We start from the raw sequence: 22,390 nt of genomic DNA, 5'->3' as shown, positions 1-22,390 counted from the left end.
GGGAGATCATCGTTTGCAACTTTACAGCTTTCAACTCCATTCCAGGATGGACTTTATTTTAAGCGCAACATCTTCTTTCAAAAAAGGTTTCTTTATGTAATCGGTTGCTCCCGCTTCCATGGCGGCTTTAAAGCTCTCATTACCTTTTTCGGAAGTCAGCATAATGAACGGCAGATCTTTGTAGCCTTCAGATTGCCTGATTGACTTAAGCAGATCAAAGCCACTGCATATCGGCATATTCCAATCCGAAATCACCAAATCGACCTTGACCTGAAGCAGCATATCGATTGCCTCTTTTCCATTGGCGACACTGATCACATTGTGGTAGCCGACTGATTTCAGCGCATCAGCAAGCATAGAGCGGATCACCTTAGAGTCGTCAACGATGAGTATATTCAATTCTGAAGACATTTGTACCTCCCGATTGAGCGGAAGAAATCGTATTGATTCAACATATGGATGTAATTGTATCAGCTTAAGCTGTCTCGTTCAAAAAAAAACCACTCGCCGCATCTATATTTCTCCAGCTCGAAGAAAAGGCCTGTTGATAAGCAGCGGTTGACCGAGGGGCAGAAAAGACCGTTGGTATAATCTTGGCATCAGCACTGGGTGGAGCAAACGCCTGGCCCAAAACAAAGCCTAGCTCTTGTGAGGAATACAATCACTCGGGAAATTCCACCTCGACAGGTGCGATCTTTGGCCGCCGGCAAACGACACCCGAGAGGAGGCGACCAAGCGTGTACGCCCAAAAAAGGCCTGCAATCCCCATGACTGAGGGCTACAGGCCTTAGTAATTAGCGCAGATCCCGAAGCAGGAGGCGTACGCTTTTCAGCTTAGCAATAACTTCGCCCTATTTTCTCCGTCTCCGCATCAGCCCTGCAAGGCCGGCGATGCCGGTGGCAAAGAGCAGGGTGGTGCTGGGCTCGGGAACGGGTGCAGTCGCCTTATCCACGGCAATGGTGTCGATATCGATGTTACCGAAACTTCGTATGGCCACGCCTCCATCAAAGCCATCTGTAAAGGTATGGGAAAGAGAGTTGAGCAGGGTGGTGCCATCACTGCCATAGAGATTCCCGGTGGCGGTATTTCCTGCCCCAAGCACGACCTCGGCAAGATACCAAGAACCGATCTCAAAAGATTGGCCTGAGATATTCAACTCTCTGTAGCCATAGCCAAGATTTTCTTGAAAACGAATATCTCCTGAATTTTTTGCCGCCACAAAGGAATCGGTACCAAAGGCATCGGAATCGAAGCCTAGATAGAATCTGCCACTACTACTATTCATTCTAAACCAGGCAGAAACGCTGTCCCCCTCAGCCAGTTGCCCTGCCTCCCCGGTATACCATGCCCAACCGGAATTGCTTACCCCATAGCCGCCGTCATGGGCAGCAGCGGGGTTTACCGAACCGAAATCTCTCGGCCCGGTCCTCGTCCAGCTGGCCCCATAACTTCCGGATTCAAAATCTTCAATCACGATGGCATCAGCGTAGCTAAATGAGGCAACTGAGAGCAGAACACCCGAGAGTACTGCGGCCTTGACACACTTCATCATCTCATTCTCCTTTCTATTTTTGTAAAGATGGCAAGCCAACCTGTAACAACCTCTTCCGCCTAGAGGTCCAACGGTTGTGCCAGAAAGCGCCTGGCACCCGGAAAATCCTCTCATTCCCAGGCCAGCTCACACCGACAACAGACCCTTTCATTATGGACAAGGCCTGCTGCAAAGTCAAAAAGAAAGACCTGTTAATACATTGAAATTACGGAAAAGACGACCAGCTGCCAGCCACCATCACAAACACCCTCTCCCCGCAGAACCATACGCCGCCACAATAACCAAAACTCACAGCCACCCCGCAGGCTGCTCTCTGCAACTGATCTTGACCTCCTCGTGCATCGAGCAGGCCCCGGTGCCCGGATCCGGGCGGTGCAAAAAAAAAGACCGCCTCCCAAGGGAAGGCGATCTCAATGGCTACAGATCTGACGATAGAGGGTTCTGACAATTAGCGCTTACGCCAACGCACCACTCCGGCAAAACCGACCACTCCTACGCCGAAGAGCAGGGTGGTCCCTGGCTCAGGCACCGGGGTCCCCCCCCCATTGCTGAAGGTGGCGACAAAACGATGATCCAGCCCCCCATAGGAAACCAGATCACCAAGGGCCGCTCCGTGACCGAAAAAGGAGTTCCCTCCGCTGTAGACATCAGCCCCGATGAAATGGGCGGTGGATCCACTAAAGCCCCTGTAATCAACCAGCGCATAAACCGTGCTCTGAGGGGCCAGGGCCCTATCCACATCAATCAGATTCAGCCCGCTCTCCACCTCAAAGGAAGAGGAGAAGAGGACATTCCCCCCAACCAGGGCGTCGGTCAGGTAAAAATCAAAGACCTGACCAACAGATGCTGTATCGTAATAAAAGCCGATATCTTCCAAGAAGCTTTCGCCAGCATCAACGGTGAGCGATTGACCACTGCTCGTCCAGCCATTATTGATCACCCCAGCCCAGTCAGCACTCGTGTCTATGCTGAGGGCAGATACCTGGGGCACCACCAACAGCAGGGTCACAAGCTGAACAAATACAGCAATCCTCCCAATTCTTTTCATTACTCTCTCCTTTTCTTGAATAGAGGGTATCTTGAAGACTAAAATCTACGTTCAACTGCAAGGCCTGCGACACCTTCACCACCGGCACAGAGTCAATCTCCGGGGATCCAGTTCTACAGCACAGGTCGAGACTGGCCCAAAGGGAAGTATTCAAGATCTCCTAGTGTTACACCCTCCACTCAAACAGCAAGTTGTATGCCGATGTCATTTTTCCTCCAAAAAAATAGCCCAAGCCCTTAGGATCAGAGCAAGAAACAGCTGGTCACCGGTTGACACCACCGGACTGTCTCCCCTGGCAGACTAGGCAAAATATCTTTTAAAATTAAATCATTACAAACAAGAGCACTTTAAAGATCGAACCAACTGTCCAGCCGTGCCCAGCCAGGTCTCGGCCGTTGCCAGCCACCCCCAGCCACAGGACAGCATCCGACTGTACCCAGCCCCTGTTCCTCTTTAGAAATACCAATTTGTAATCCAAAACCAAACCAATGAAATCAAAGGAAATGACAGAGCCCCGGCATGGTGCTCGACATTTAATAAACAGGATAAACAGGAAATAAAAATAGCAGCTCAAGCGGGAAAAGGTACGAGCTGGCGGCGAAATGCCTCTTTGGCTTCAACCAGGAAGGAAAGACAATGATCTTGGGTGATTTATCGGGTAAAGGGCTTAGCTTTTTGGAAGGGAAGGTTCTCGGCCCCTTCTCCAACGGCGCAGAACTCAAGGGGTACCATATTAATCCCGGTGGTGATGGCGGCAGCACTCCAGGGGAAAGCGGCAAATAACCGAACAAGGAGCAACTCCGGGAGGACTGCGCTCCCCCGAAAGCCCCCCTCCCCCCAAAAAACAGGCCGAAGCTGAGAGGAAAAGCCCCATGCTGTTCTCATCACATCTTATCATCAAGGCTCGTGAAATCGCCGAGCGGGAGCATGCCGGGCAACTGCGCAAGGCCCCCTTGGGAGAGCAGGGGGAACCCTTCATCAACCACCCGCTCACGGTTGCAGGGATCCTGGCCGATGCCGACTGCGACGAGACCTTGATTGCGGCGGCGCTCCTCCACGATGTGCTCGAGGACACCGAGATGGACGCCGTCTCCCTGCTGGAAGAGATCACTCACCAGCGGGTGGTGGAGTTGGTACTGGGGGTGACGGAGAGAGAGAGCGGCCAGGGCTGGGAGGCACGCAATCAGGCCTATTACCAGCGGATGTTGACCGCCGAGGCAGAGGTCTTGACCCTGAGTACAGCAGACAAGGCCCACAACCTTGAAGCCATGCTCTACTGGCTGGACAGGGGCTATGGGGTGGAGCAGTTGCTCAGCCGTGGCTACTCGACACAGTTGGCAAAGTACCTCCGCCTGGAGGCGGTATACCAGGGCAGGGTCGTCCAACCGGTATACGATCGCTTTCGGGCGGCCCTGGATACCTTCAAGGCGATGCCACCCTGAAGGCATCCTTAGAATTTACGTTTTCTTCTGAGCCGAGCCTTATCGAAAAAGAGACAAAAAGGATCCCTCGGAATAGTATCCCAAGGAATCTATCCGGCTCTCCCAAGGTATGAGCAGCCCCCCTCCATTCATTTTCAGGCCATCATTCCCGCGCAGGCGGGAATCCAGCCCTGAAACAGTCCTTAACCAATCCTGAACCAATCCTGAAACAGCCCTGAAGCAGCGAGACGCCACCTACCCTGACACCGGCGGCCCGGACCCCCCCTGAAAGACCGACTGTTACCGCAAGGGCAGAGCAGCTTTCGCAGCCGTCATTCCCGCGCAGGCGGGAATCCAGTCCTGAAACAGCCCTTAAACAATCCTGAAACAGCCCTGAACCAGAGAGACGCCACCTATCCTGACACCGGCGGCCCGGATACCCCCCTGAAAGACCGACTGTTACCGCAAGGGCAGAGCAGCTTTTGCAGCCGTCATTCCCGCGCAGGCGGGAATCCAGTCCTGAAACAGCCCTGAACCAGATAGACGCCACCTACCCTGACACCGGCGACCCGGATCCCCCCCTGAAAGACCGGCTGTTACCGCAAGGGCAGAGCAGCTTTCGCAGCCGTCATTCCCGCGCAGGCGGGAATCCAGCCCTGAACCAGTCCTGAAGCAGAGAGACAACCTTGAGCAGGTAATCAGAAAAAGAATTGATTCTCTCTGCCGAACATGCAAGAGTGGCCTTTTTCCGATCTCCTTCCCGGTCCACCACACGCTGTGCTGCGAGATTCAACCTGCTCGCCCAAGACCTTGACCATGACCCGATACCACTCCAACATAAAAAAGCTCTACCTCTTCTCCTTTCTCAAGATGAGCCTCTTCCCCATGGCCATCATTACCCTCTTCTGGAAGGATCACATCGGCCTGAGCCTGACCCAAATCCTGGTGCTCCAGGGGATCTATTCCGTTGCCATGGCGATCATGGAGTACCCCTCAGGTTACCTCAGCGACAGGATAGGCTATCGTGCCGCGCTCAATCTCGCCTCCCTTCTGGGCATCATCGGCTGGGGGCTCTATACCTTTGCCGATTCCTTTAACCATGTCCTGGTTGCGGAGATTATCCTTGGAATCTCCTTTTCCTTTATCAGCGGCTCCGATAGCGCCCTGCTCTACGAGAGCTTGAAAGGCGGAAGTGAAGAGCAGTACTATGCCCGTCATGAGGGACGAATAAACGGCTTCAGCCAGACTGGTGAGGCCTGCGGCGCGCTCTTTGCCGGCCTGTTCTACGCAGCAGCCCCCCTGCTTCCCTTTTTCATCCAGGTATTCGTCTGGGGCCTGGCCTTGATACTGAGCAGGAGCCTGATCGAGCCGGAGAGGGATATCAAGCCCGCGGTGCATCATCTTCGCGAAGCCAGGCAGACGACCCGCTATGCCCTGCTGGAAAACCGCCGCCTTCGCTACACGATTATCCTCAACATCATCTTAGGACTGGTTTCCTTTTACCCGGTCTGGCTTATCCAGCCCTATATGCAGGACAGCGGGGTGCCGGTCGAGTGGTTCGGCCCGGTCTGGGCGGTGGCCAACCTGAGCGTGGCCCTGTTTGCCCTGGCGAGTTATCGCAGCCACATGAAACTGGGGGACAGGCGCATGATCGTGCTCTTTCTGCTCCTGACGCTTGCCGGTTACCTGGGACTCGGCCTTGCCGGCGGGCTCTGGGGCTTTCTGTTCTACTACCTGCTGACCAGCATGCGCGGCCTGCGCGCTCCCATGATGCTCAACCATGCCCAGCAGGAGATCCCCTCCGCCCATCGCGCCGGCATCCTCTCGCTCCAGTCGCTGCTCTTCAGACTCGGCTTTGTCTGTACCGGCCCGCTGGTGGGCATGCTTGCCGACCGGTTCGGGGTGCAGCAGACCTTTCTCTACCTCTGCTACGCATTTGGGCTGGTGCTGCCGCCTGTTGCCTGGCTGTTCCTCAGGCAGCTCACCGCGGCAAGGCCCGCCGGCTCAGCCGGGTCAGCCGGCGAAACGCCCCCTGCCTGAGCCATCCCCCTTGCCCGCTGCAGCCACCTTGAAGATGGTCCCTCATTCGCTGCCGATGTATTTGGCAACCTCCCTTTCCCAGCCAGGATCATCACGTGCGGCCAAGAGGGCCTGGTTTAACTTCTCGATCCCCGGGGAATCGTCCTGGAGGGCAAAGCCGTAATTCTGCTTTTCAAAGACAAAGGGAAGGACCGACAGCAAGGCATATTTGCCCTCGGCCTGGGCCTTTCTGATCTTATATCGCAACACGGCGTTATCACCGACGATTGCGCTCACCCTGCCCTCGTCCAAGGCCTGGAGAAGCGCCTTCCTGTCTTTAAAGGTGTGGGCCGTGATGCCGTGCCCCTGCAGATACGCAAGGGATGTTGAGGCCTGCAGCACCCCGACCTCGGCCGCGCCAAGATCCTGGGGCCCGCTGATCTCGGAGTGCAGTTGGTTCAGGGTAAAGGCACTGGCCAGCAGGGCGGTAATACTTGCAATCAAGACCGTGCTGCCAACGGCCAGAAAACCTGCCAGTATACGCCCAGCCAGGGTCTTAAACTCATAATAACGGATAGGACCCGTTGTCGCGAAGAGCAGGCCAACCAGAAAGGCCTCCTTGGCCTTGCCACTCTTGGTTTTCATCGAATAGAGCTTGTCGTTGACCTTATGCTCCAGAAGAAACAGGATCCCTCCGATCAGGATGGCCACCCCGACAATAATGCCAAGAGCGACAAGTAACTTCTTATTATAGAGGGTCCCCTTGATGGTTTGCAGCAGGCCCCGCTGTTTGACGGCAATGGCCAGATGGGTCTCATAAAAGGAATGGGAAAAATCGACGAGCTTCTCCCGCTCCTTGGTGATGGAAAGACAGGACACTGCGACGTCGGCCTCACCCTCTGCAACGGCACGGATCATCCCGGAAAGGCCATATTCGGAGACGGAGTAGTCAAGGCCCAGCTGGTCGGTGATATGATCGAGCAGGAACATGCTTAAGCCGCCATAGCTGCCGCCCTGCTTGATCACAAAGGGAGGACAGGACCTGGCAGCCACCCGCACCACCCGCCGATCCTCGGCCTGAACATGAAGCGGCACAAGCAGCAGCAACAGATGGGAGAAAATACAGAACGCCAACACCGAGACCCTTGCCCTACGCCTTTGACCAAGCATGGCAGTACCTCTGTTCGAGAAGAGAAGACGAATTACCTCGATTCAACCTTCTGCAATTATAGCAATTTCTCTCGCGATCTCCAAACAGGCCAAGCTATTTTTTCAACAAAGGACCCGCCTACTCCCCCACAGGGACCTGAGGCGGCAGAAGCTATTCGAAATCCCGGAAGCCATGACAGCTTGCTCCGAAGGCGGCCATCCGGGGGCACACCGACCGCACCTCCCTTCCCCGGCCAGCACTACCGGGCAGCCAGCTTGCCCCGACTGCACCTCTCTTCCTCGACATCATGGCCGGTCACCCCGGCATCCAGGGGTACCCCGAGCGCAGCTCCACACCTCGACGTCATGCCCGCGCAGGCGGGCATCCAGGCCTTTACGGTAATGGTTCATACCACACCTTCTACTGGAGGCTCATTTCTTCTCTGCGTCGCATTTTCCAAAATTACGCCACCTTTTGACCTGTTTTTCTCTTGCTCTGATGTCCCATGGCAACGCCTTCTGCTCGAGTGTTTTCATGACCCCAGACACGCCTTCGCAGATCGTTGGTTACACCAGTGCAGAATGCCCCATCCCGTTGCTCGCCAGGATCCAGACCCAATGGTGCTTCATGGTTCCGCGAAAACTGGATTCCCGCCCGTGCGGGAAGGACAGTCAAAAAATGGATGGCTGAGAGAAGAGAGAGATGGCTCTGTTTGAGGGCCCCCGCAACTGATGCGAGGGAGATTCGGATAGACCCAAAAAACAACCGCTTTAAGTGCAGCGCATGGGTACGAACTGCTACGTCACGAATTCGGGTATGGGTTCTTTATCCACCTGGTAAGTTCCGAGTATAGGCGTTCTAAAGTAAAAGGCTTGGCAATAAGCGCATCCATACCAGCCTCAAGTGCACAAATACGCTCTGCATCCATTGCTGCTCCCGTCATTGCAATGATTGGCACTCTTTCTTTATCGCTCTCACTTTCTCTTATTTTTCTCGTCGCATCAAGTCCATTCATAACGGGCATCTGAACATCCATAAGCACGAGATCAATCTGTGAATCTGAGGCAACAACCTCAACAGCCTCCTTCCCGTTATTTGCAACTAGTATTGAACATTGGGTTAGCTCAAGTAACTCCTGAGCTACCTGCTGGTTAATCTTGTCATCTTCAACCAAGAGAATCCGCACACCCCTGAAGTCTGGCACGCCGCTTTTTTTGTTGACTACTTCCAAGTCATTCGCACCTGAACCTTCTCCGAAAAGGAGAGTAAAAATAAAGGTAGAACCTTCATCAACGTTAGGCTCTACCCATATATTCCCCCCCATCAATCCAACAAGATGCCTGGTGATCGACAATCCAAGCCCGGTTCCGCCAAACTCCCTAGTTGTAGAGGTATCAGCCTGATTGAAAGCTCCAAAAATATTTTCAGATTGCTCTTGAGTTATTCCGATACCCGTATCCGAAACAGTGACTTGCAGCTTAACTTTTCCATCACCTCTTTCAAGAGATTGGACAGCGACAGAGACCGAGCCTTTTTCTGTAAACTTAACAGCATTGCCAACAAGGTTAGTAAGTACCTGTCTAAAGCGTAAAGGGTCACCGATGAGATGAGATGGAGTGCCAGCAGAAACGTTAACCTTTAAATCCAACCCCTTACCTAAAGCAGACAGATGAAAGACATCCATCACCTGCCTGACAGTATCACTGAGATCAAATTGAATGTTGTCAATTTCGAGCATACCTGCTTCAATTTTTGAGAAATCAAGAATATCATTAATGATCCCTAACAGGGATTCGGCAGAACTATTTATCTTCTCTACGTAGTCATGTTGCTTTGGATTAAGATTTGTTTGGAGTGCAAGACGTGACAACCCTAAAAGCGCATTCATAGGTGTACGAATTTCATGAGACATATTCGCCAAGAAGTTACCTTTTGCTATGTTCGCGGCTTCCGCTTCCACCTTAGCCGACTCAAGCTGGCGAGTTCGTTGAAAAACCAATCTTTCAAGATGTTCTCTGTGCTGTTCCAATTCTTTTTCCGACTTCTCCCTCTCCATAATAATTCCAGCGAGTCGAGCTGCCGACGACAAATCATTGGATTCCGCTTCATTTGGGCGTGCAGGATAATTGTAATACATGCCAAAAGCACCCAAGACCTCACCCTTTGAATTTTTAATAGGTTCAGACCAGCAACAGCGCATACCATGGGGAAGAGCCACGTGTTTGATTTTTTCCCATTTAGGATCTGTATCAATATCCTCAACCACTACCCGTATTCCATGATAGGTGGATGTTCCGCATGAACCAACATTGGGACCATTTTCCAGTCCGTTTACTGCGTCACAATACTCTTTTGGCATGCTGGGGGCTCCCGCATGCATAAGTTTATTCCCCTCAAGGATCAGCATGGAACAACGCATTCCCGGATGGCGAGATTCATATAAATGCGCGATAGCGTCATAGATTTTGTCCTTAGGCTCTCGCAGGGCAATCATCTTGAGGATGCCTGAAGTATCCAGAATAAATTGCTCGGACTTCTTCCTCTCGGTAATGTCCGCATGAGTTCCAATCAACCGAACAGGTTTACCATCAACTTTACTCCGAACAAGAAAACCTCGGGACAGGACCATGATGTCATGACCACACTTATGACGCATAGTCACTTCAGCTTCATAGGAATCAGCATGCCCCTCGATGTAGTCACGAGCCATCCCCAACACTTTCTCCTTTTCATCAGGATGAACAAGAGTCACAAATGTATCCAAAACACAATCAAGCTCTTCTTCTCCATAGCCAAGCATACTTTTCCAACGTGGAGAATAATACACTTCATCGGTTTCAAGATTCCAGTCCCACAACCCATCATTGGCAGCCTGCATGGCTGCGGCAAAACGCTGTTCACTTTTTTCCAGCTCGACAGTGCGTGATCCAACCTGCATCTCCAAGCCTTCAAGGCCCTGTTTCAAAGCGTATTCCGCTTCTTTTTGCACAGTAATATTTGTTGAGACGATCATGATGCACTCAACTTCACGCTTATCGTTTTTCACCGGCACAAGTGTCGAAAGGTAGTGCTGCTCATTGCCTTCAAGGTCATTCACGACACCTTCTTGAGTAACAACTTCTCCATACATTTTGGCTTTCACCAGACTGTTACCCATGTTGACCCTGAATAATTCAGGATAAAAACAAAAAGGGTAAGGTTTCCCGTAGTACTCTGAGATATCTTTGATGTTGAGATCTTTTACCCCAACAGCACTCATGTATTTGAGATTAAAATCAAGATCCACAATTTTCGTACATACTGGCGAGGCTTCAAGCAGCTCCAGGACACTTCCGCTCGATTGAAGTAATTGCTCAATTTCTACAACGAATTGGTCTTCAGATTTCTTGCTGTATTCCATATCCCCCTCATTATGCGATACTGTGCGGTAAGCCCTGAGTTTACATAAACCTTATAGCCAATATTTTATCTTTTCCAAAGGAAGTAAAAGGTAAGCAAATCTCTCTCAGATCATGATCGAGAATAATCGCTTTGAAAGATGATAAAAATCGAGATCTTTTCTCAACCTCCCTGAAGCGACTGCAGAGTAAGTATTAATTTACCATCCACACGATTTATACCGTCCACACATTTCGCCAAAGACGCATACCAGTTTCACTCAACAACCGGCATTATCCGCGCCATTCCATACCCGCCAGTACTACCGGCAGCACTCCCCCCCTTTGAGCAAACATGCCCACCCAGACAGAAGTTCAGAAACGATTAAAAAGCTACCTGGCAGCCGAAAAAAACATCCTGGCCGATAACCAGTGTACCAAATCGGCCAGCAGAAGTTCACCAAGGCCAATCTGATGCGCATCCAAGCTCAGATCCGCAAGCTGCTGCAGATGATTACTCGCTCCGGGGAAGCGGGCTTCGGCTTTTTCACTTGAAACGTCGAAGAGCCCTCTTTTCCCCGGCCTCACGCCCCCGAAACCGAGCAGCCAGGTTGCCCCGACTATACCTCTCTTCCCCGACACCATGCCCGGTCAACCAGGCATCCAGAAATGCTCCGCACCTCACACCTCGACGTCATGCCCGCGCAGGCGGGCATCCAGGCCCTTACAGTAACGGCCCATATCATACGTTCTACTGGAGGCTCATTTCTTTCCTGCGTCGCATTTTCCAAATTTACGCCACCTTTTGACCTGTTTTCTCTTGCTCTGATGTCCCATGGTAACGCCTTCTGCTTGAATGTTGTACCGTTCCCGGCCCCCCTCAGCAGGTCCCTACTCCACCACACCAATGTAAAACTCCCCATCCCCTTTGCCCGCCAAAAGCTAGCCCCAAGAGCGCTTCCTGCTTTCTCCAAGACCGGATCCCGCCAACTTGTCAATAACAGCCAAAAAGTACATGATTGAGCGCCCCCGCTGCCCATGGCTTGGCTGATCCGGATAGCCCCGATTTTTTCCCCCGGACCCTGGACCTTGATGCACCGCAGGCGCCTCTCGCTTTGGTAAAAGGATCGTTGGCCCCTGTTTCCCTTGGCAGCCAAGGCTCTCAAACCGTTATCTGTTCACCGTTTCGTTTTTTGGGTTAAAAAAAAACATTGGCGTTGACTTCTCTTCAATTTATTGCTTAGACAACGGCTGTTCTTAGGTACTCTTAACTGAGTTTAATAGGGAATCCGGTAAAAATCCGGAACGGGCCCGCCGCTGTGACCGGGGACGACTTTTGCATTTTAGCCACTGACTTCCAGGAGTTGGGAAGGCGCAAAAGGAGGACGAGCCGGGAGTCAGAAGACCTGTCTGAGAATATTCTGGATGTGCCGACAAAGATGCACAGCGGGAAAAGAGCACCCTCGTGGACAAGGGGCATGTGCTTGTGGAATATTCGTGGAAAAACAGGGACTCCTCGGATCTATTATTGAATAGGTTCGGGGATTTTTTTGCTTTTTCAAGCACATCTCCAACCTGAAACTTCTTAAAGGAGGTGTGAAATGAAAAAGACAACAATTTCGTTAGTAACCGCCAGCATACTGATAGGCAGCATGGCCCCCGCGCAAGCAACCGAGGAGGCGACATCCTTCACGGAAATGTTTACAAAAGGTACGCCAAGTGGCCAGATTCGTCTTGGCTATATCTGGCTCGATCCGGAGGAAGATGGCGCAAAATCAACCTATGACCTGGCACTCGGTGGCCAGTTAAAATTTGAAACTGCTGCCCTTCACGGCCTCTCCCTTGGAGCAGCATTTTATACATCACACAGTATCATTCAGCCGGATGATGAAAATTTTAACGATGAACTGTCTTCACCAGCTCAACACTATGATCTCCTTGCAGAGGCGTACATCAATGGAGGCTGGGAGGATTTTAATATCCGGGTGGGCCGCCAACTTATAGATACCCCGTTTGCCGACAGTGATGATATCCGCATGACACCGCATACCTTTGAAGCAGCGGTTGCCGACTATGCATACAATGATTTTTCAGTGACAGGCGGCTATCTTTCGACCTGGCAGGGAGTGGATGCCGGTTATCACAACGATGCAGATTTTGACGATATGGTTGCCGGTTCCGATGGCACCTGGATGCTGGGCGGCAGTTACGGCAGCGATCTATTTGAGGCCGGGCTCTGGTTCTACAGTGTTACCGATGTAGTCGATGTTTTCTATGCGGATATCGTCGCACCGATCACCTTGGGCGAAGATATCACCCTGACTCTTGGCCTGCAGGCTGTCGTCCAGAGCGATAACACCAACCTCCAAACCTCTGGGGAAATCGGTTCCAGAGTCGAAGGAAATCTGTACGGGGCGATGGCTGAACTCTCCGTGATTGGGATCACAGCCGGAATTGCATATGATCATGCATCGGTGGATGAGGGCGAGGCACTGTTCGGCGGTTGGGGCGGAGGACCATTTTTTACCAACATCGATACGCTGGTTGCCAATGAGTTTGCAGCGGGTCAGGATGCCGACTCCTATACCCTGTCACTGGGGTACGACTTCAGTGATATTGGCGTAGAAGGCTTAAGCCTTGGATACACATTTGGTCACTACGAAGGCGGCACTGACCCGATGGACAACACGGCGGACGCAGAAGTGGATGAGCATAACCTCTACGTTGAATACGAGATAACCGAGGCTTGGTCCGTTGACGCCGTCTACGTCGTAAGCGATGATAAAGAAAATGACGCAGCAACTGAATGGGATTATAATCGTGCTCAGGTGCGGGTGAATTTTACCTTCTAACATCCCCGGCAACGGAAAGAAACGGGGCAAAGGGAAATTTTCCAGAAAGACTCGCCCCCTTTTCCCACTCTATTTTCCCACTCTAAGGTGTGTCCAGAAAAGGTTAACCGATGGCAGACAAGCGGTCGGTTAACCTTATTCCCGAAGTAAATAGTAAGTAAATAGGGTCAGAGTAAAATTACATTTCTTTTTTCCGCCACCCAAGCGGCCGTCCCCTTTTCTTTGCCCTTACCCTCCTACCGGTTACCTTCTCCATCTCTTCTTTAAATCGATCATTCCCGATAGCCAGCCCTTTGTTGGTATTCACTCGTATTTCTGTTAACAACGGTTCTTCTACCTCTTGGGCAAACAGAGCACGATAGGTATTCCGGCGCTCCACAGGGTCGATACCCAATCCAAGGTATTCAGGGTGCGGTGTACACAGATCAGAAGCAACACCGAGTCCATTAACAGGATAACTTGACCAACGATATTCGCCTGGATCCATAACCATCCCAGCCCTGACCGGATTAAGCTCTATATACCTGTATACTTCCAGCAGGTAACGATCCTGCTGAACCAAACAAGATTTAAACCGCCCTTCCCATAGCGTCCCGCTTCGCTGATATTCAAAATTAAAATAACGAACATATCGGCGCCCCAATGCCTGCATCATCAGGCTAACTGAACCTGCCTGACGAGGAGTACATAATAGGTGCACATGATTGGACATCATAACCCAGGAATGAACATCCACCTTGTATTTGCCTGAGTACTCTTTGAGCCAACCAACATAGGCGCTAAAGTCTTCTTCTGAGGCAAAACAGATCTGGCGATTATTCCCTCGCTGTATCAGGTGAATCGGTACATCTACCGGAGAAATTCTGGGTAATCTGGCCATGGCTTCTATATAGGAGTGGTGATAAGTGTGAACATCGACTTCGCATTCCTGAGATCGTACCGATACGGGTTAATTTTACTCTGACCCCAATTATTTACAAGGCCAAAAAACTGGATGGGGATATGTGGTGGCCGCCATCGACGACCGGCCTCACCGGACAGGAGGACATTTGAAACCTGGCCGTCCTCCTGCCCGACAATTTATTATGACAATCCAGAGCATGGGCTCCATGCTCAACATGTCACGTTTCAACTACATCAATGAGCCGTTTACAAGAAAATGAGTATAGATACTCGCCACATACCCCAGGGCAATTACCGGAGACCACTTGAGGTGGCCGAAAAAGGTGTACTTCCCTCTCGCCTGTCCCATGAGGGCCACGCCTGCTGCAGAACCAATGGAAAGCATGCTTCCCCCAACCCCAGCTGTCAGGGTGACAAGTAACCACTGGCCATGAGACATATCAGGCATCATGGTCAGCACGGCAAACATGACCGGAATATTATCAACGATCGCGGAGAGGCAACCAACCATGACATTGGCGGTTGTCGCCCCCCAGTCCAGGTACATCACCTTTGACACGAGTCCCAGATAGCCCATGAAACCGAGACCGCCAACGCAGAGAATAATACCATAGAAGAAGAGCAGGGTATCCCACTCGGCCCGTGCAACCTTAGTGAAAACATCAAATGGAACGACCTGTCCGATCCGTTCCTCTGCCTTCTTCGGGTCATAGGTCAGGTTGTTTTTGACATGGGTCTTGTTAAGGTAGTAACCGAATAATTTCAATAGGGACAAGCCTGCCATCATGCCGACCACCGGGGGAAGGTGCAGGAAGTTATGAAAGCTTACCGCAGTGGCGATGGTCCAGAGAAAAAGTCCGACAATCACGAACGCACCACGCTTCAACTTTAAATCTTCCACACCTGATTCCGGTTTTTTATCTGGTATGGCAAAGCTCATGATAGCGGCCGGCACCAGCCAGTTGACCACAGCAGGCACAAACAAGACTAAAAAACCCTGGAACTGAATAATTCCTTTTTGCCATACCATCAGGGTGGTAATGTCGCCAAAAGGACTAAAGGCACCACCTGCATTAGCGGCGACAACAATATTGATACAGGCCAAGCCGACAAACTTCTTGTCCTCTTTACCGATAGCCATCACCACCGCACACATAAGCAGGGCAGTGGTGAGATTGTCTGCAACGGGAGAGATAAAAAAGGACAGAAGGCCTGTAATCCAAAACAGCTTTCTGAAAGAGTAGCCGGCATTGACCAACTTTACCCTGAGCACCTCAAACACTTGCCGCTCATCCATGGCATTGATGAAGGTCATGGCAACCAACAGAAAGAGAAACAGCTCAGCATATTCAAGGATATTATGGCGAATAGCGGCCTCTGCGACATGGTCAATCCCGTTCATCGCATATATCAAACCGATTATGCCCCAGATGATACCGGCAGCCAGCAGAACCGGCTTGGATTTTCGCATATGGCTAACCTCTTCGAGCATGACCAAGGCGTATGCCACGACAAAGATTATCAATGCAACATAACCTCCCCAATGCTGGGTAAGGTTCAAAGTTTTCTGGATCACGCCCGGATCAGCCGCAAAGACGGTTCCGCCAAACCCCAAAAAAGCAACAAGGGCTGTGGTAATGCAAAAGATGCTCAATCTACACATTGCAGATCTCCTGATTATTTTCATGATAAGATTAATACCTAAGTCAATTTTTCAAATGCCTTGATGCTACCTGCACCGACGCCACCTACATCTCCGCAGCCACGAACCACACGGTTACAGACACCTTTTTTGGAAAAAGACCTCCCAGCTAAAAACACAGCGAATTTTACTGAAGCCCTTTTACTGCAGTTCATTTCCCAGACGGTCTACAGCTAAGCAAGGAGTAATCTCCAAACAATATGGCCTTCTTGATTTCCACCAGGAAGGTTCTATAGATCCAGCTCTACATATTACGGCTGACCGTTCTAGCTGCAGGGGAAAGACTGTGTCTCAGGACAGAAAAACATTGATAAAGATTTCAAGAGCCTGGACAGTTGCACCAAACCGACTCAGGGTAAATAGTGCCCGCCAAACAAGCAGAGATCGAAAGATCGAATCTAAAGCAAAAAAAGAGTATGGTCAAACAGATAAATTCTCCACAACGCTTCGATTAAATCGATGTAAACAGTCTTGCGCAGCCCCCTACGAAATCAACCATCAGAGATTATAACATTATGGAATGGCTCAACTATCACCATCTGTTTTACTTCTGGACTGTAATGCAGGAAGGAAGCATCACCGCAGCCAGCAGGAAGCTCACCCTGGCCCAGTCAACTGTTAGCGCACAACTATCCAGCTTTGAAAAAAATTTAGGAGCAAAACTTTTCAAGCGTGTGGGCCGAAATCTTGAGCCTACAGACATGGGGCATTTGGTTTTTCGCTATGCAGATGAAATTTTTTCACTGGGCAGGGAAATGATGGACTCTATCCGAGGGCGGCCGGTGGCGGGTCCTTTATCCCTGAAAGTTGGCGTGGTCGACGTGGTTCCGAAACTTGTGGCGCGAAAGCTTCTTGAACCGGCCGGTAAATTGGCTGAGCAGGTACGATTAATTTGTCACGAGGGTAAAGATAAGGAGCTGCTTGCCGAATTGGCTATGCATAATCTCGATGTAGTCTTGACCGATACTCCGCTTCGCTCGAGTTTAAGTATCAAGGCATACAATCACCTTCTGGGTGAATGTGGCGTTTCTTTTTTTGGGGTAGAGCAGCTCGCCAAACCACTCCGAAAAAATTTCCCGAACTCCCTTGACCAATCGCCGATGCTGCTACCGATGGCCATGAGTTCATTGCGAGGGATGCTCGACCAGTGGTTTGAAAGAATTGACGTTCACCCGATAGTAGCTGGTGAGTTTGATGACAATGCCCTGCTGAAAGTTTTTGGACAAGCGGGTGAAGGAATATTCATGGCACCAACAGTTATAGAAAAAGAAGTTGAACAGCAGTATCAAGTTGAGGTTATCGGGCGTACAAATAAAATCAGGGAAAAATTTTATGCTATTTCGGTGGAACGAATTATCAGGCATCCTGCGGTAGCGGCTATTTCGGAGGCTGCCCAGCAAAATCTCTTTTTTGATTACAAATGAAAACAGATTCGTCTGCATTGTTTACCTTTCCTAAGAAGCGGTGCACTTTGGAATCTAACCCACCTGGCATGACCGTTTTGAGATGGCCAGGCAGAGCCTTCCCAAAGGATTGAAGTAGAGCCGCCCCAACAGGGAGCCTTTCCCCGTCCCGCCGGTGAACCGCCTCCCGATGGTCTACGGCCCCATCACCATACCAGAGTGCCTCAACAGCACTTCTCTTCCTCGCCGCCTATGGCTTCAGCGGAGACCGGTTTATTCGGTGGCTCTTTTCCCTGGCAGCCACACCCCGACGACCAGGATGATACCACCAAGCAAGACAGAGATCTTGACGGACTCGCCTAAAAAAAACCACGACAGGAGTACAGCAAAAAACGGACCAGGTCGATGAACACTCCTGATCAAGCGGCGCCAATATCTTTAATCGCCTGATAGTAGAGGAGAACACCTAAACACCAATGGCTGAATCAAATATGCCAAGATAAATGGAGACCAACCACTCCTGGGGGGGCACCCAGGAGATAGCTGCCAACGGCTGGAGCCGGAGGGAAATCAGGCAGAGCAGCAAGGCGCCGGCAAGGGAAGAGGCGGAGACGGTTTACAGTGGTGAAAGCTGCTCCATGACCTTTTTTCCGATAATGGAATAAGGAGTCCAGCTGAGAACACAGCCCAGGATGGCCATCACCCTGCACCAGAAAAGAACCAACCAGGGAGCAGATACGGTTTAATTTTACTCTGACCCCAATTATTCTAAAGACTGTCCAAGCACAATTTTCACTGAAATTATTTCATGTGTTTCCATAACATTTCCTTCTAATTGAAGTCGTTTCGATCTGTGGTGATTTCAGCCTTAACAATACCTTTCTTCTGCCAATCCCGTAAGTAGCCAGACCGTAAGTTACCGTTAACACTAGACTGGTCACTGAAATTCAGTGCATTCCACTCTTTGATCTCTTTTGAACCGTCAAACTTATGCAACAGAAGATAAGCAACTTTTTTCTGTAACAGCTGTTGCTTAAAACTCTCTTCATCGGATGGATAATAAATAATGTCCAAATTTAAAGGCATCTCTTTCATTGGCTTCGTTAATGCCGTGTTTTCAAGACCCCTCTGCTCTTCGTAGAAAGTCACCAACCGTTCAATTACACCTTCAGGGGTCTCAAAACCTTCCGCATGAGCACCAAGACGCTGATACAAGTTAGCCGAAATTTTGATTGTTTGATTCATTTGCCACTGCCTCCGTTTTGGGATCAATTAATTACCACTTGATACATTTGTATCAAATGTATCAAGTGGAGTCAATTGCTTTTTTGATCCCAGGGAAATGACAAACAGCAATCACACTTATCACGAATAAAATAATTGGACGCTAAGCAAGGTAGAGATTGGCACATCCAAGGTTTGCTTTTCTCAACTTGGACGAGAAAGAATACTTCCCTTATCAGATATCCAATTTTTTGCTGGCAAAGCAATTTAAGATTCAAGCCAAGGCTGCACAAGCTGACCTAGCCACAACCGTACTTTGCATCAAATGCCACAGGTCTGCTCCAGCATCCGTGCATCAAACTTGGCATTGTAGGCAAAAACATACCGACCAGCCAACAGGGAACAAACCTCCTGGTAGACATCGTGCCAGTCTGGAGCATCGGCAACCATAGCATCATCGATCCCGTGTAGAGCGGTTACTGTGGCGGGAATAGGAACGCTTGGTTTGATCAGGGTATTGATCAGTGTCTCACCCTCGCAGTTCACGACCGCCAGCTCTACAATTTCAGCGTTCTCATCCAGGCCAGTGGTCTCGGTATCTAAGAAAAGCGGATCCTTTCGCAGCCATCCCCGGCATAAAGCATTTACTTCATGTTCAGGTAGCGATAGAAGGTTGGCCTGCTGATGGAGAGTAGCTTGCATATTTCCCCCACACTGTGCTGTTTAGATTCGTGCATCTTTTTTAGGGTCTTGGTTTGGGCATCACTCAATTTATTGCGGCGCCCACCAAGCCTGCCCCTTGCCCTGGCTGCTTCCAGCCCGGCCATGGTACGCTCACGGATTAAGTTTTTCTCAAACTCAGCCAATGCGCCGAAGATCTGAAAAATCAGTTTACCGCCGCTGGTAGTTGTATCAAAACCTTCCTGAAGGGAGGCAAACCCGATGCCCCGTTCCTCCAGGTCTTCTACCACCTCGATCAGGTGTTTCAGGCTCCTGCCCAATCGATCAAGCCGCCACACAATTAAAGCATCACCAGGGCGCAGGTACTCAAGAGCCTCCTGCAGGCCAGGCCGATCAGCCCTGCCCCCAGAAACCTTATCTGAATATATCTTTTCGCAGCCAGCCTTCTCCAGGGCGTCAAGCTGCAGCTCCTGGTTCTGTTCCAGGGTGGATACACGGGCGTAACCAATTTTCGTATTTCTATTCAACCTTGCTTCGTAGTTGAGGGATCCTGACCAACCAACGGGGTATCCAGGTCAGGTTAGGCTACATTTTGTAAAACAACTCATCTTTATATAATTTTACTTTACTTAGTTTCTTTGTACAAGTTTCTTTACACACTAGACCATAAAAAACCGGGCAACAGTGAAGCTTGCCCGGTGTGTAAAGAAAACGGTGGTTTTTGAAACAGTTACTATTCTACTCTCACCTTAACTAATGAATCATATTCAGAACACCGGACCCCACCGAGGGGTAAGCAGATATTAAGTTAGCTTGCTCGTTGTTTAGCGTTAGTTTTACGTAACGGCATACCTTTTCGGGCTTGTAATTAAAAATGTTTTACTTTTACATTTTACGTAAAATGTAAAAAAAATGTTGACGCATGCATGATTACGGCTTATGCTTTTTGTAAATAAAAAAAAAGGGGGCGATTATGGTTAAGCGATTAACGGTTAGTATTCCTGACCAGTTATATGAAAAGGTGCAAAATGCTAAAAAGGGATTTAGCAAAGAGTTCAGTATTTCTAAAATTGTGCAGCGAGCGATTGAGGATAATTTGGAAAATGCTCTCAGGATGACAGCGGTCTATGATGATGGTTTTAGCTTTGCAGAGGAGTATTTGGGAAATTTAAATATTGATGAGCAAGAAAAGCTTAAAAAAATATTCAGAAATTTCCCTAGGCATTATCCGAGAGATTTAACCAGTTTGTTTTCAAAAGGAGGCTTATTAAGCCCTAAAAATCTAAAAAAGCATATTGATCTGTTCCAGTTCTGGAAAAATGTACATGAAAGGTTTGAGCATATAGAAGGGTATGGTGATGAGGATGATTGGAATATCTGGATTGGAAGTCCTGCAGTTCATGATGGAGTAGAGTTTTATCCAGAAAAATATAATACCCATGATGAGCTTTACGGTAATGAAAGCAAACCTAAGGAAGAGATGGATTTGATAATTGAAGGTAATAGGGTGTCCGTTGATCGGAATGAGTTGGAAAAAATAGGTAGAACGCAAGTTGATATAAGATATGACAATATAGTCAATACTTGGCAAAGAGCTATTGTTGAATGTGTCAAAATTTTTAGCAAAAAACAAATATAAACATTTAAGGTATAGTTATGGTTGTTAAAACTGATCGTAATATTTCTGAAGATTTATATAAAAAAATTGAAATTGCAAAATCAGGATTCAGAAAGGGTCAAAGTCTCGACGAAATCATAGAAAAAGCTTTGCACCATGAACTTGGAGACGCATTACTTTACAATTCTATCTGGCAATCTGGTTATGACTTTGGTGTCAGTTATCAAGGACACTTAAATGAAAATGAAAAACATAAATTAGGCAGACTCTTAAAAGTTTTTGAGGCAGATAGGCCTGACGACATAATTAATTTATTAACCCAAAATGATCTAATGTCTTCAGCTAATATCGAAGAACATGAAGCTTTTGCCAATAATTGGATCTTCCCAAAACGATGTTTAGAAAAAACAGATGGGTTTTGGGAAATAGGTGATGATATGTGTGTTGACCATGATGTCGATCAAAATTTTTTACTAATGGCTTTGTCTGTTCAATTTATGGGCAGGCACAACATTAGATATCGTTCGGTAATAGATCTTTGGAGGAAAGGCTTTGTAGATAGCATTCAGGACTCCACAAATTACTAAATGTAAATGGTCTTTATCATGAAAGCAAGCAGACACGCTCAAGCCAGAAGTCAACAGAGAGCAATATCACGAGTAGTGATAGATGCCATAATGGATTATGGCGAAGTGACTAATGCATGCGGTGATGCCTACAAAATAGGCTTTAACTAATAAGGAGCATGATAAAATGATGTGAGATCTCAAAAAGCCATAAAGCTATTTGAGCGAGAAAAAGGAGGAATTTCTCCTGTTTAAGGAGGGCATGTAATCACAATATATAAAAATAAAAAATAGTATATCAACAGGAGTAAACGATATGAATAATATCGAGTTAAACAGGAAGCTTTGTTCGGTAGGCAAAAAAGTTTTTGTGGATAATTATGATTTTTTTGAAAGTTATGCTAATGGTATTATCTCAAAAGAACAATGTATAAATAAATTAATTAGTAAAAAAGTTAGCAATCATAACGGAGCCCATATTAGGTGTAGCAATGCCAAAATTATATTTGAATCTAAGATGGAAAAAGAGGCATTGGGTATTATTTTACAATCTTCAAGAATTAATGAAATAGTATTATTGAAAGCGCAAAACATTTTAAATGAAATGCAGTAATTCCCAAAATTTTCCCAGCTTGTTGAACAACGCCGTGAGCGATCACAGGGTACCCCCCCTTCCCTATTCATTCGTTACCAGGTAACGAATGAATAGGGGGTTATGTTTTATGCTACCCGCAACAGCGGGTGCATCCGGCACTTATGGCATTACTTTACGACTCGGATCCTCTTTTTCCGTGAAGCACGTTTAGCCTGAGCCTTGCTCTCATATTCCTCAAAAAAGGCATCAAACTTAGAATTGTACTTGGCGCAACGTAA

At 48.9% G+C, this 22,390-nt stretch carries 19 protein-coding genes and 1 riboswitch; of the genes, 9 read left to right on the top strand and 10 right to left on the bottom strand.

The window, feature by feature from the left end; all coding sequences use genetic code 11:
• Positions 1-30 precede the first annotated feature (30 nt).
• The 3 genes from G494_RS0112070 to G494_RS0112060 form a co-directional block, all read right to left on the bottom strand.
• On the bottom strand, positions 31-411 hold the full coding sequence (locus G494_RS0112070; protein WP_028584747.1) for a response regulator: 381 nt from the start codon (positions 409-411) through the stop codon (positions 31-33).
• A 440-nt stretch (positions 412-851) separates the two neighbouring features.
• Positions 852-1,553, bottom strand: a complete 702-nt coding sequence (locus G494_RS0112065; RefSeq protein ID WP_028584746.1) for a PEP-CTERM sorting domain-containing protein — start codon at positions 1,551-1,553, stop codon at positions 852-854.
• Between the two features lie 448 nt (positions 1,554-2,001).
• On the bottom strand, positions 2,002-2,601 hold the full coding sequence (locus G494_RS0112060; RefSeq protein WP_028584745.1) for a PEP-CTERM sorting domain-containing protein: 600 nt from the start codon (positions 2,599-2,601) through the stop codon (positions 2,002-2,004).
• A gap of 636 nt (positions 2,602-3,237) precedes the next feature.
• On the opposite strand from G494_RS0112060, the gene G494_RS26835 reads away from it, so the two are divergent.
• The 3 genes from G494_RS26835 to G494_RS0112040 all read left to right on the top strand — a co-directional run bounded on the left by G494_RS26835 (position 3,238) and on the right by G494_RS0112040 (position 6,062).
• The gene (locus G494_RS26835; RefSeq protein WP_153305864.1) at positions 3,238-3,384 is read left to right on the top strand and encodes a hypothetical protein; all 147 of its coding nucleotides are present in this window, start codon (positions 3,238-3,240) and stop codon (positions 3,382-3,384) included.
• A gap of 89 nt (positions 3,385-3,473) precedes the next feature.
• The gene (locus tag G494_RS25515) at positions 3,474-4,043 is read left to right on the top strand and encodes an HD domain-containing protein (protein WP_051305646.1); all 570 of its coding nucleotides are present in this window, start codon (positions 3,474-3,476) and stop codon (positions 4,041-4,043) included.
• 795 nt (positions 4,044-4,838) lie between these two features.
• The gene (locus tag G494_RS0112040) at positions 4,839-6,062 is read left to right on the top strand and encodes an MFS transporter (RefSeq protein ID WP_028584743.1); all 1,224 of its coding nucleotides are present in this window, start codon (positions 4,839-4,841) and stop codon (positions 6,060-6,062) included.
• A 42-nt stretch (positions 6,063-6,104) separates the two neighbouring features.
• On the opposite strand, the gene G494_RS0112035 is transcribed toward G494_RS0112040, so the two are convergent.
• Both G494_RS0112035 and G494_RS25510 read right to left on the bottom strand, forming a co-directional pair.
• Positions 6,105-7,211 (bottom strand): transporter substrate-binding domain-containing protein, encoded by a 1,107-nt coding sequence (locus G494_RS0112035; RefSeq protein ID WP_028584742.1) that lies wholly within the window; start codon positions 7,209-7,211, stop codon positions 6,105-6,107.
• A gap of 782 nt (positions 7,212-7,993) precedes the next feature.
• Positions 7,994-10,591 carry a PAS domain-containing hybrid sensor histidine kinase/response regulator gene (locus tag G494_RS25510; protein ID WP_051305645.1) on the bottom strand — a complete coding sequence of 866 codons (2,598 nt, stop codon included), beginning with the start codon at positions 10,589-10,591 and terminating at the stop codon, positions 7,994-7,996.
• A 409-nt stretch (positions 10,592-11,000) separates the two neighbouring features.
• On the opposite strand from G494_RS25510, the gene G494_RS27925 reads away from it, so the two are divergent.
• On the top strand, positions 11,001-11,123 hold the full coding sequence (locus G494_RS27925) for a hypothetical protein (protein ID WP_269746580.1): 123 nt from the start codon (positions 11,001-11,003) through the stop codon (positions 11,121-11,123).
• Positions 11,124-11,810: 687 nt separating this feature from the next.
• A riboswitch (cobalamin riboswitch) is annotated at positions 11,811-11,996 on the top strand.
• A gap of 173 nt (positions 11,997-12,169) precedes the next feature.
• Entirely contained in the window at positions 12,170-13,420 is a 1,251-nt protein-coding gene (locus G494_RS0112015; RefSeq protein WP_028584739.1) for an OprD family outer membrane porin, read from the top strand.
• 178 nt (positions 13,421-13,598) lie between these two features.
• Here G494_RS0112015 and G494_RS26180 read toward each other — a convergent pair whose 3' ends face one another.
• Together G494_RS26180 and nhaD are read right to left on the bottom strand one after the other, a co-directional pair.
• Positions 13,599-14,300: a transposase gene (locus tag G494_RS26180; RefSeq protein ID WP_084456747.1), complete on the bottom strand. Its 702-nt coding sequence runs from the start codon at positions 14,298-14,300 to the stop codon at positions 13,599-13,601.
• Positions 14,301-14,552: 252 nt separating this feature from the next.
• On the bottom strand, positions 14,553-15,986 hold the full coding sequence (nhaD, locus tag G494_RS0112010; protein WP_208597671.1) for a sodium:proton antiporter NhaD: 1,434 nt from the start codon (positions 15,984-15,986) through the stop codon (positions 14,553-14,555).
• A gap of 554 nt (positions 15,987-16,540) precedes the next feature.
• On the opposite strand from nhaD, the gene nhaR reads away from it, so the two are divergent.
• Positions 16,541-17,449, top strand: coding sequence for a transcriptional activator NhaR (gene nhaR / locus G494_RS0112005; RefSeq protein ID WP_028584737.1), 909 nt, complete (start codon positions 16,541-16,543; stop codon positions 17,447-17,449).
• An 810-nt stretch (positions 17,450-18,259) separates the two neighbouring features.
• Here nhaR and G494_RS23210 read toward each other — a convergent pair.
• The 3 genes from G494_RS23210 to G494_RS0111985 form a co-directional block, all read right to left on the bottom strand.
• Entirely contained in the window at positions 18,260-18,673 is a 414-nt protein-coding gene (locus G494_RS23210; protein ID WP_051305644.1) for a DUF7557 family protein, read from the bottom strand.
• 300 nt (positions 18,674-18,973) lie between these two features.
• Positions 18,974-19,354, bottom strand: a complete 381-nt coding sequence (locus tag G494_RS26175; protein ID WP_084456743.1) for a 3'-5' exonuclease — start codon at positions 19,352-19,354, stop codon at positions 18,974-18,976.
• On the bottom strand, positions 19,297-19,860 hold the full coding sequence (locus tag G494_RS0111985) for a recombinase family protein (RefSeq protein WP_028584736.1): 564 nt from the start codon (positions 19,858-19,860) through the stop codon (positions 19,297-19,299). Before G494_RS0111985 ends, G494_RS26175 begins: the two co-directional genes overlap by 58 nt.
• Positions 19,861-20,306: 446 nt before the next feature.
• Here G494_RS0111985 and G494_RS0111980 point away from each other — a divergent pair, with 446 nt between their 5' ends.
• The 3 genes from G494_RS0111980 (at position 20,307) to G494_RS0111970 (ending at position 22,130) form a co-directional block, all read left to right on the top strand.
• Complete coding sequence (locus tag G494_RS0111980; protein WP_028584735.1) at positions 20,307-20,972, top strand: hypothetical protein; 666 nt, start codon at positions 20,307-20,309, stop codon at positions 20,970-20,972.
• Between the two features lie 17 nt (positions 20,973-20,989).
• On the top strand, positions 20,990-21,538 hold the full coding sequence (locus G494_RS0111975) for a hypothetical protein (RefSeq protein WP_028584734.1): 549 nt from the start codon (positions 20,990-20,992) through the stop codon (positions 21,536-21,538).
• 295 nt (positions 21,539-21,833) lie between these two features.
• Positions 21,834-22,130 (top strand): hypothetical protein, encoded by a 297-nt coding sequence (locus G494_RS0111970; protein WP_028584733.1) that lies wholly within the window; start codon positions 21,834-21,836, stop codon positions 22,128-22,130.
• Positions 22,131-22,390: the final 260 nt, after the last annotated feature.

Origin of the sequence: Desulfogranum mediterraneum DSM 13871 (assembly GCF_000429965.1) — a bacterium.
GTDB lineage: Bacteria > Desulfobacterota > Desulfobulbia > Desulfobulbales > Desulfobulbaceae > Desulfogranum > Desulfogranum mediterraneum.
Note: the sequence above shows the minus strand (reverse complement) of the source record. Positions and strands in the feature narration are given on the sequence as shown.

Coding starts and splice junctions, on each gene's coding strand:
- G494_RS0112070 (WP_028584747.1), bottom strand. CDS start 411: ATGTCTTCAGAATTGAATATACTCATCGTTGACGACTCTAAGGTGATC.
- G494_RS0112065 (WP_028584746.1), bottom strand. CDS start 1,553: ATGATGAAGTGTGTCAAGGCCGCAGTACTCTCGGGTGTTCTGCTCTCA.
- G494_RS0112060 (WP_028584745.1), bottom strand. CDS start 2,601: ATGAAAAGAATTGGGAGGATTGCTGTATTTGTTCAGCTTGTGACCCTG.
- G494_RS26835 (WP_153305864.1), top strand. CDS start 3,238: ATGATCTTGGGTGATTTATCGGGTAAAGGGCTTAGCTTTTTGGAAGGG.
- G494_RS25515 (WP_051305646.1), top strand. CDS start 3,474: ATGCTGTTCTCATCACATCTTATCATCAAGGCTCGTGAAATCGCCGAG.
- G494_RS0112040 (WP_028584743.1), top strand. CDS start 4,839: ATGACCCGATACCACTCCAACATAAAAAAGCTCTACCTCTTCTCCTTT.
- G494_RS0112035 (WP_028584742.1), bottom strand. CDS start 7,211: ATGCTTGGTCAAAGGCGTAGGGCAAGGGTCTCGGTGTTGGCGTTCTGT.
- G494_RS25510 (WP_051305645.1), bottom strand. CDS start 10,591: ATGGAATACAGCAAGAAATCTGAAGACCAATTCGTTGTAGAAATTGAG.
- G494_RS0112015 (WP_028584739.1), top strand. CDS start 12,170: ATGAAAAAGACAACAATTTCGTTAGTAACCGCCAGCATACTGATAGGC.
- G494_RS26180 (WP_084456747.1), bottom strand. CDS start 14,300: ATGGCCAGATTACCCAGAATTTCTCCGGTAGATGTACCGATTCACCTG.
- nhaD (WP_208597671.1), bottom strand. CDS start 15,986: ATGTGTAGATTGAGCATCTTTTGCATTACCACAGCCCTTGTTGCTTTT.
- nhaR (WP_028584737.1), top strand. CDS start 16,541: ATGGAATGGCTCAACTATCACCATCTGTTTTACTTCTGGACTGTAATG.
- G494_RS23210 (WP_051305644.1), bottom strand. CDS start 18,673: ATGAATCAAACAATCAAAATTTCGGCTAACTTGTATCAGCGTCTTGGT.
- G494_RS26175 (WP_084456743.1), bottom strand. CDS start 19,354: ATGCAAGCTACTCTCCATCAGCAGGCCAACCTTCTATCGCTACCTGAA.
- G494_RS0111980 (WP_028584735.1), top strand. CDS start 20,307: ATGGTTAAGCGATTAACGGTTAGTATTCCTGACCAGTTATATGAAAAG.
- G494_RS0111975 (WP_028584734.1), top strand. CDS start 20,990: ATGGTTGTTAAAACTGATCGTAATATTTCTGAAGATTTATATAAAAAA.
- G494_RS0111970 (WP_028584733.1), top strand. CDS start 21,834: ATGAATAATATCGAGTTAAACAGGAAGCTTTGTTCGGTAGGCAAAAAA.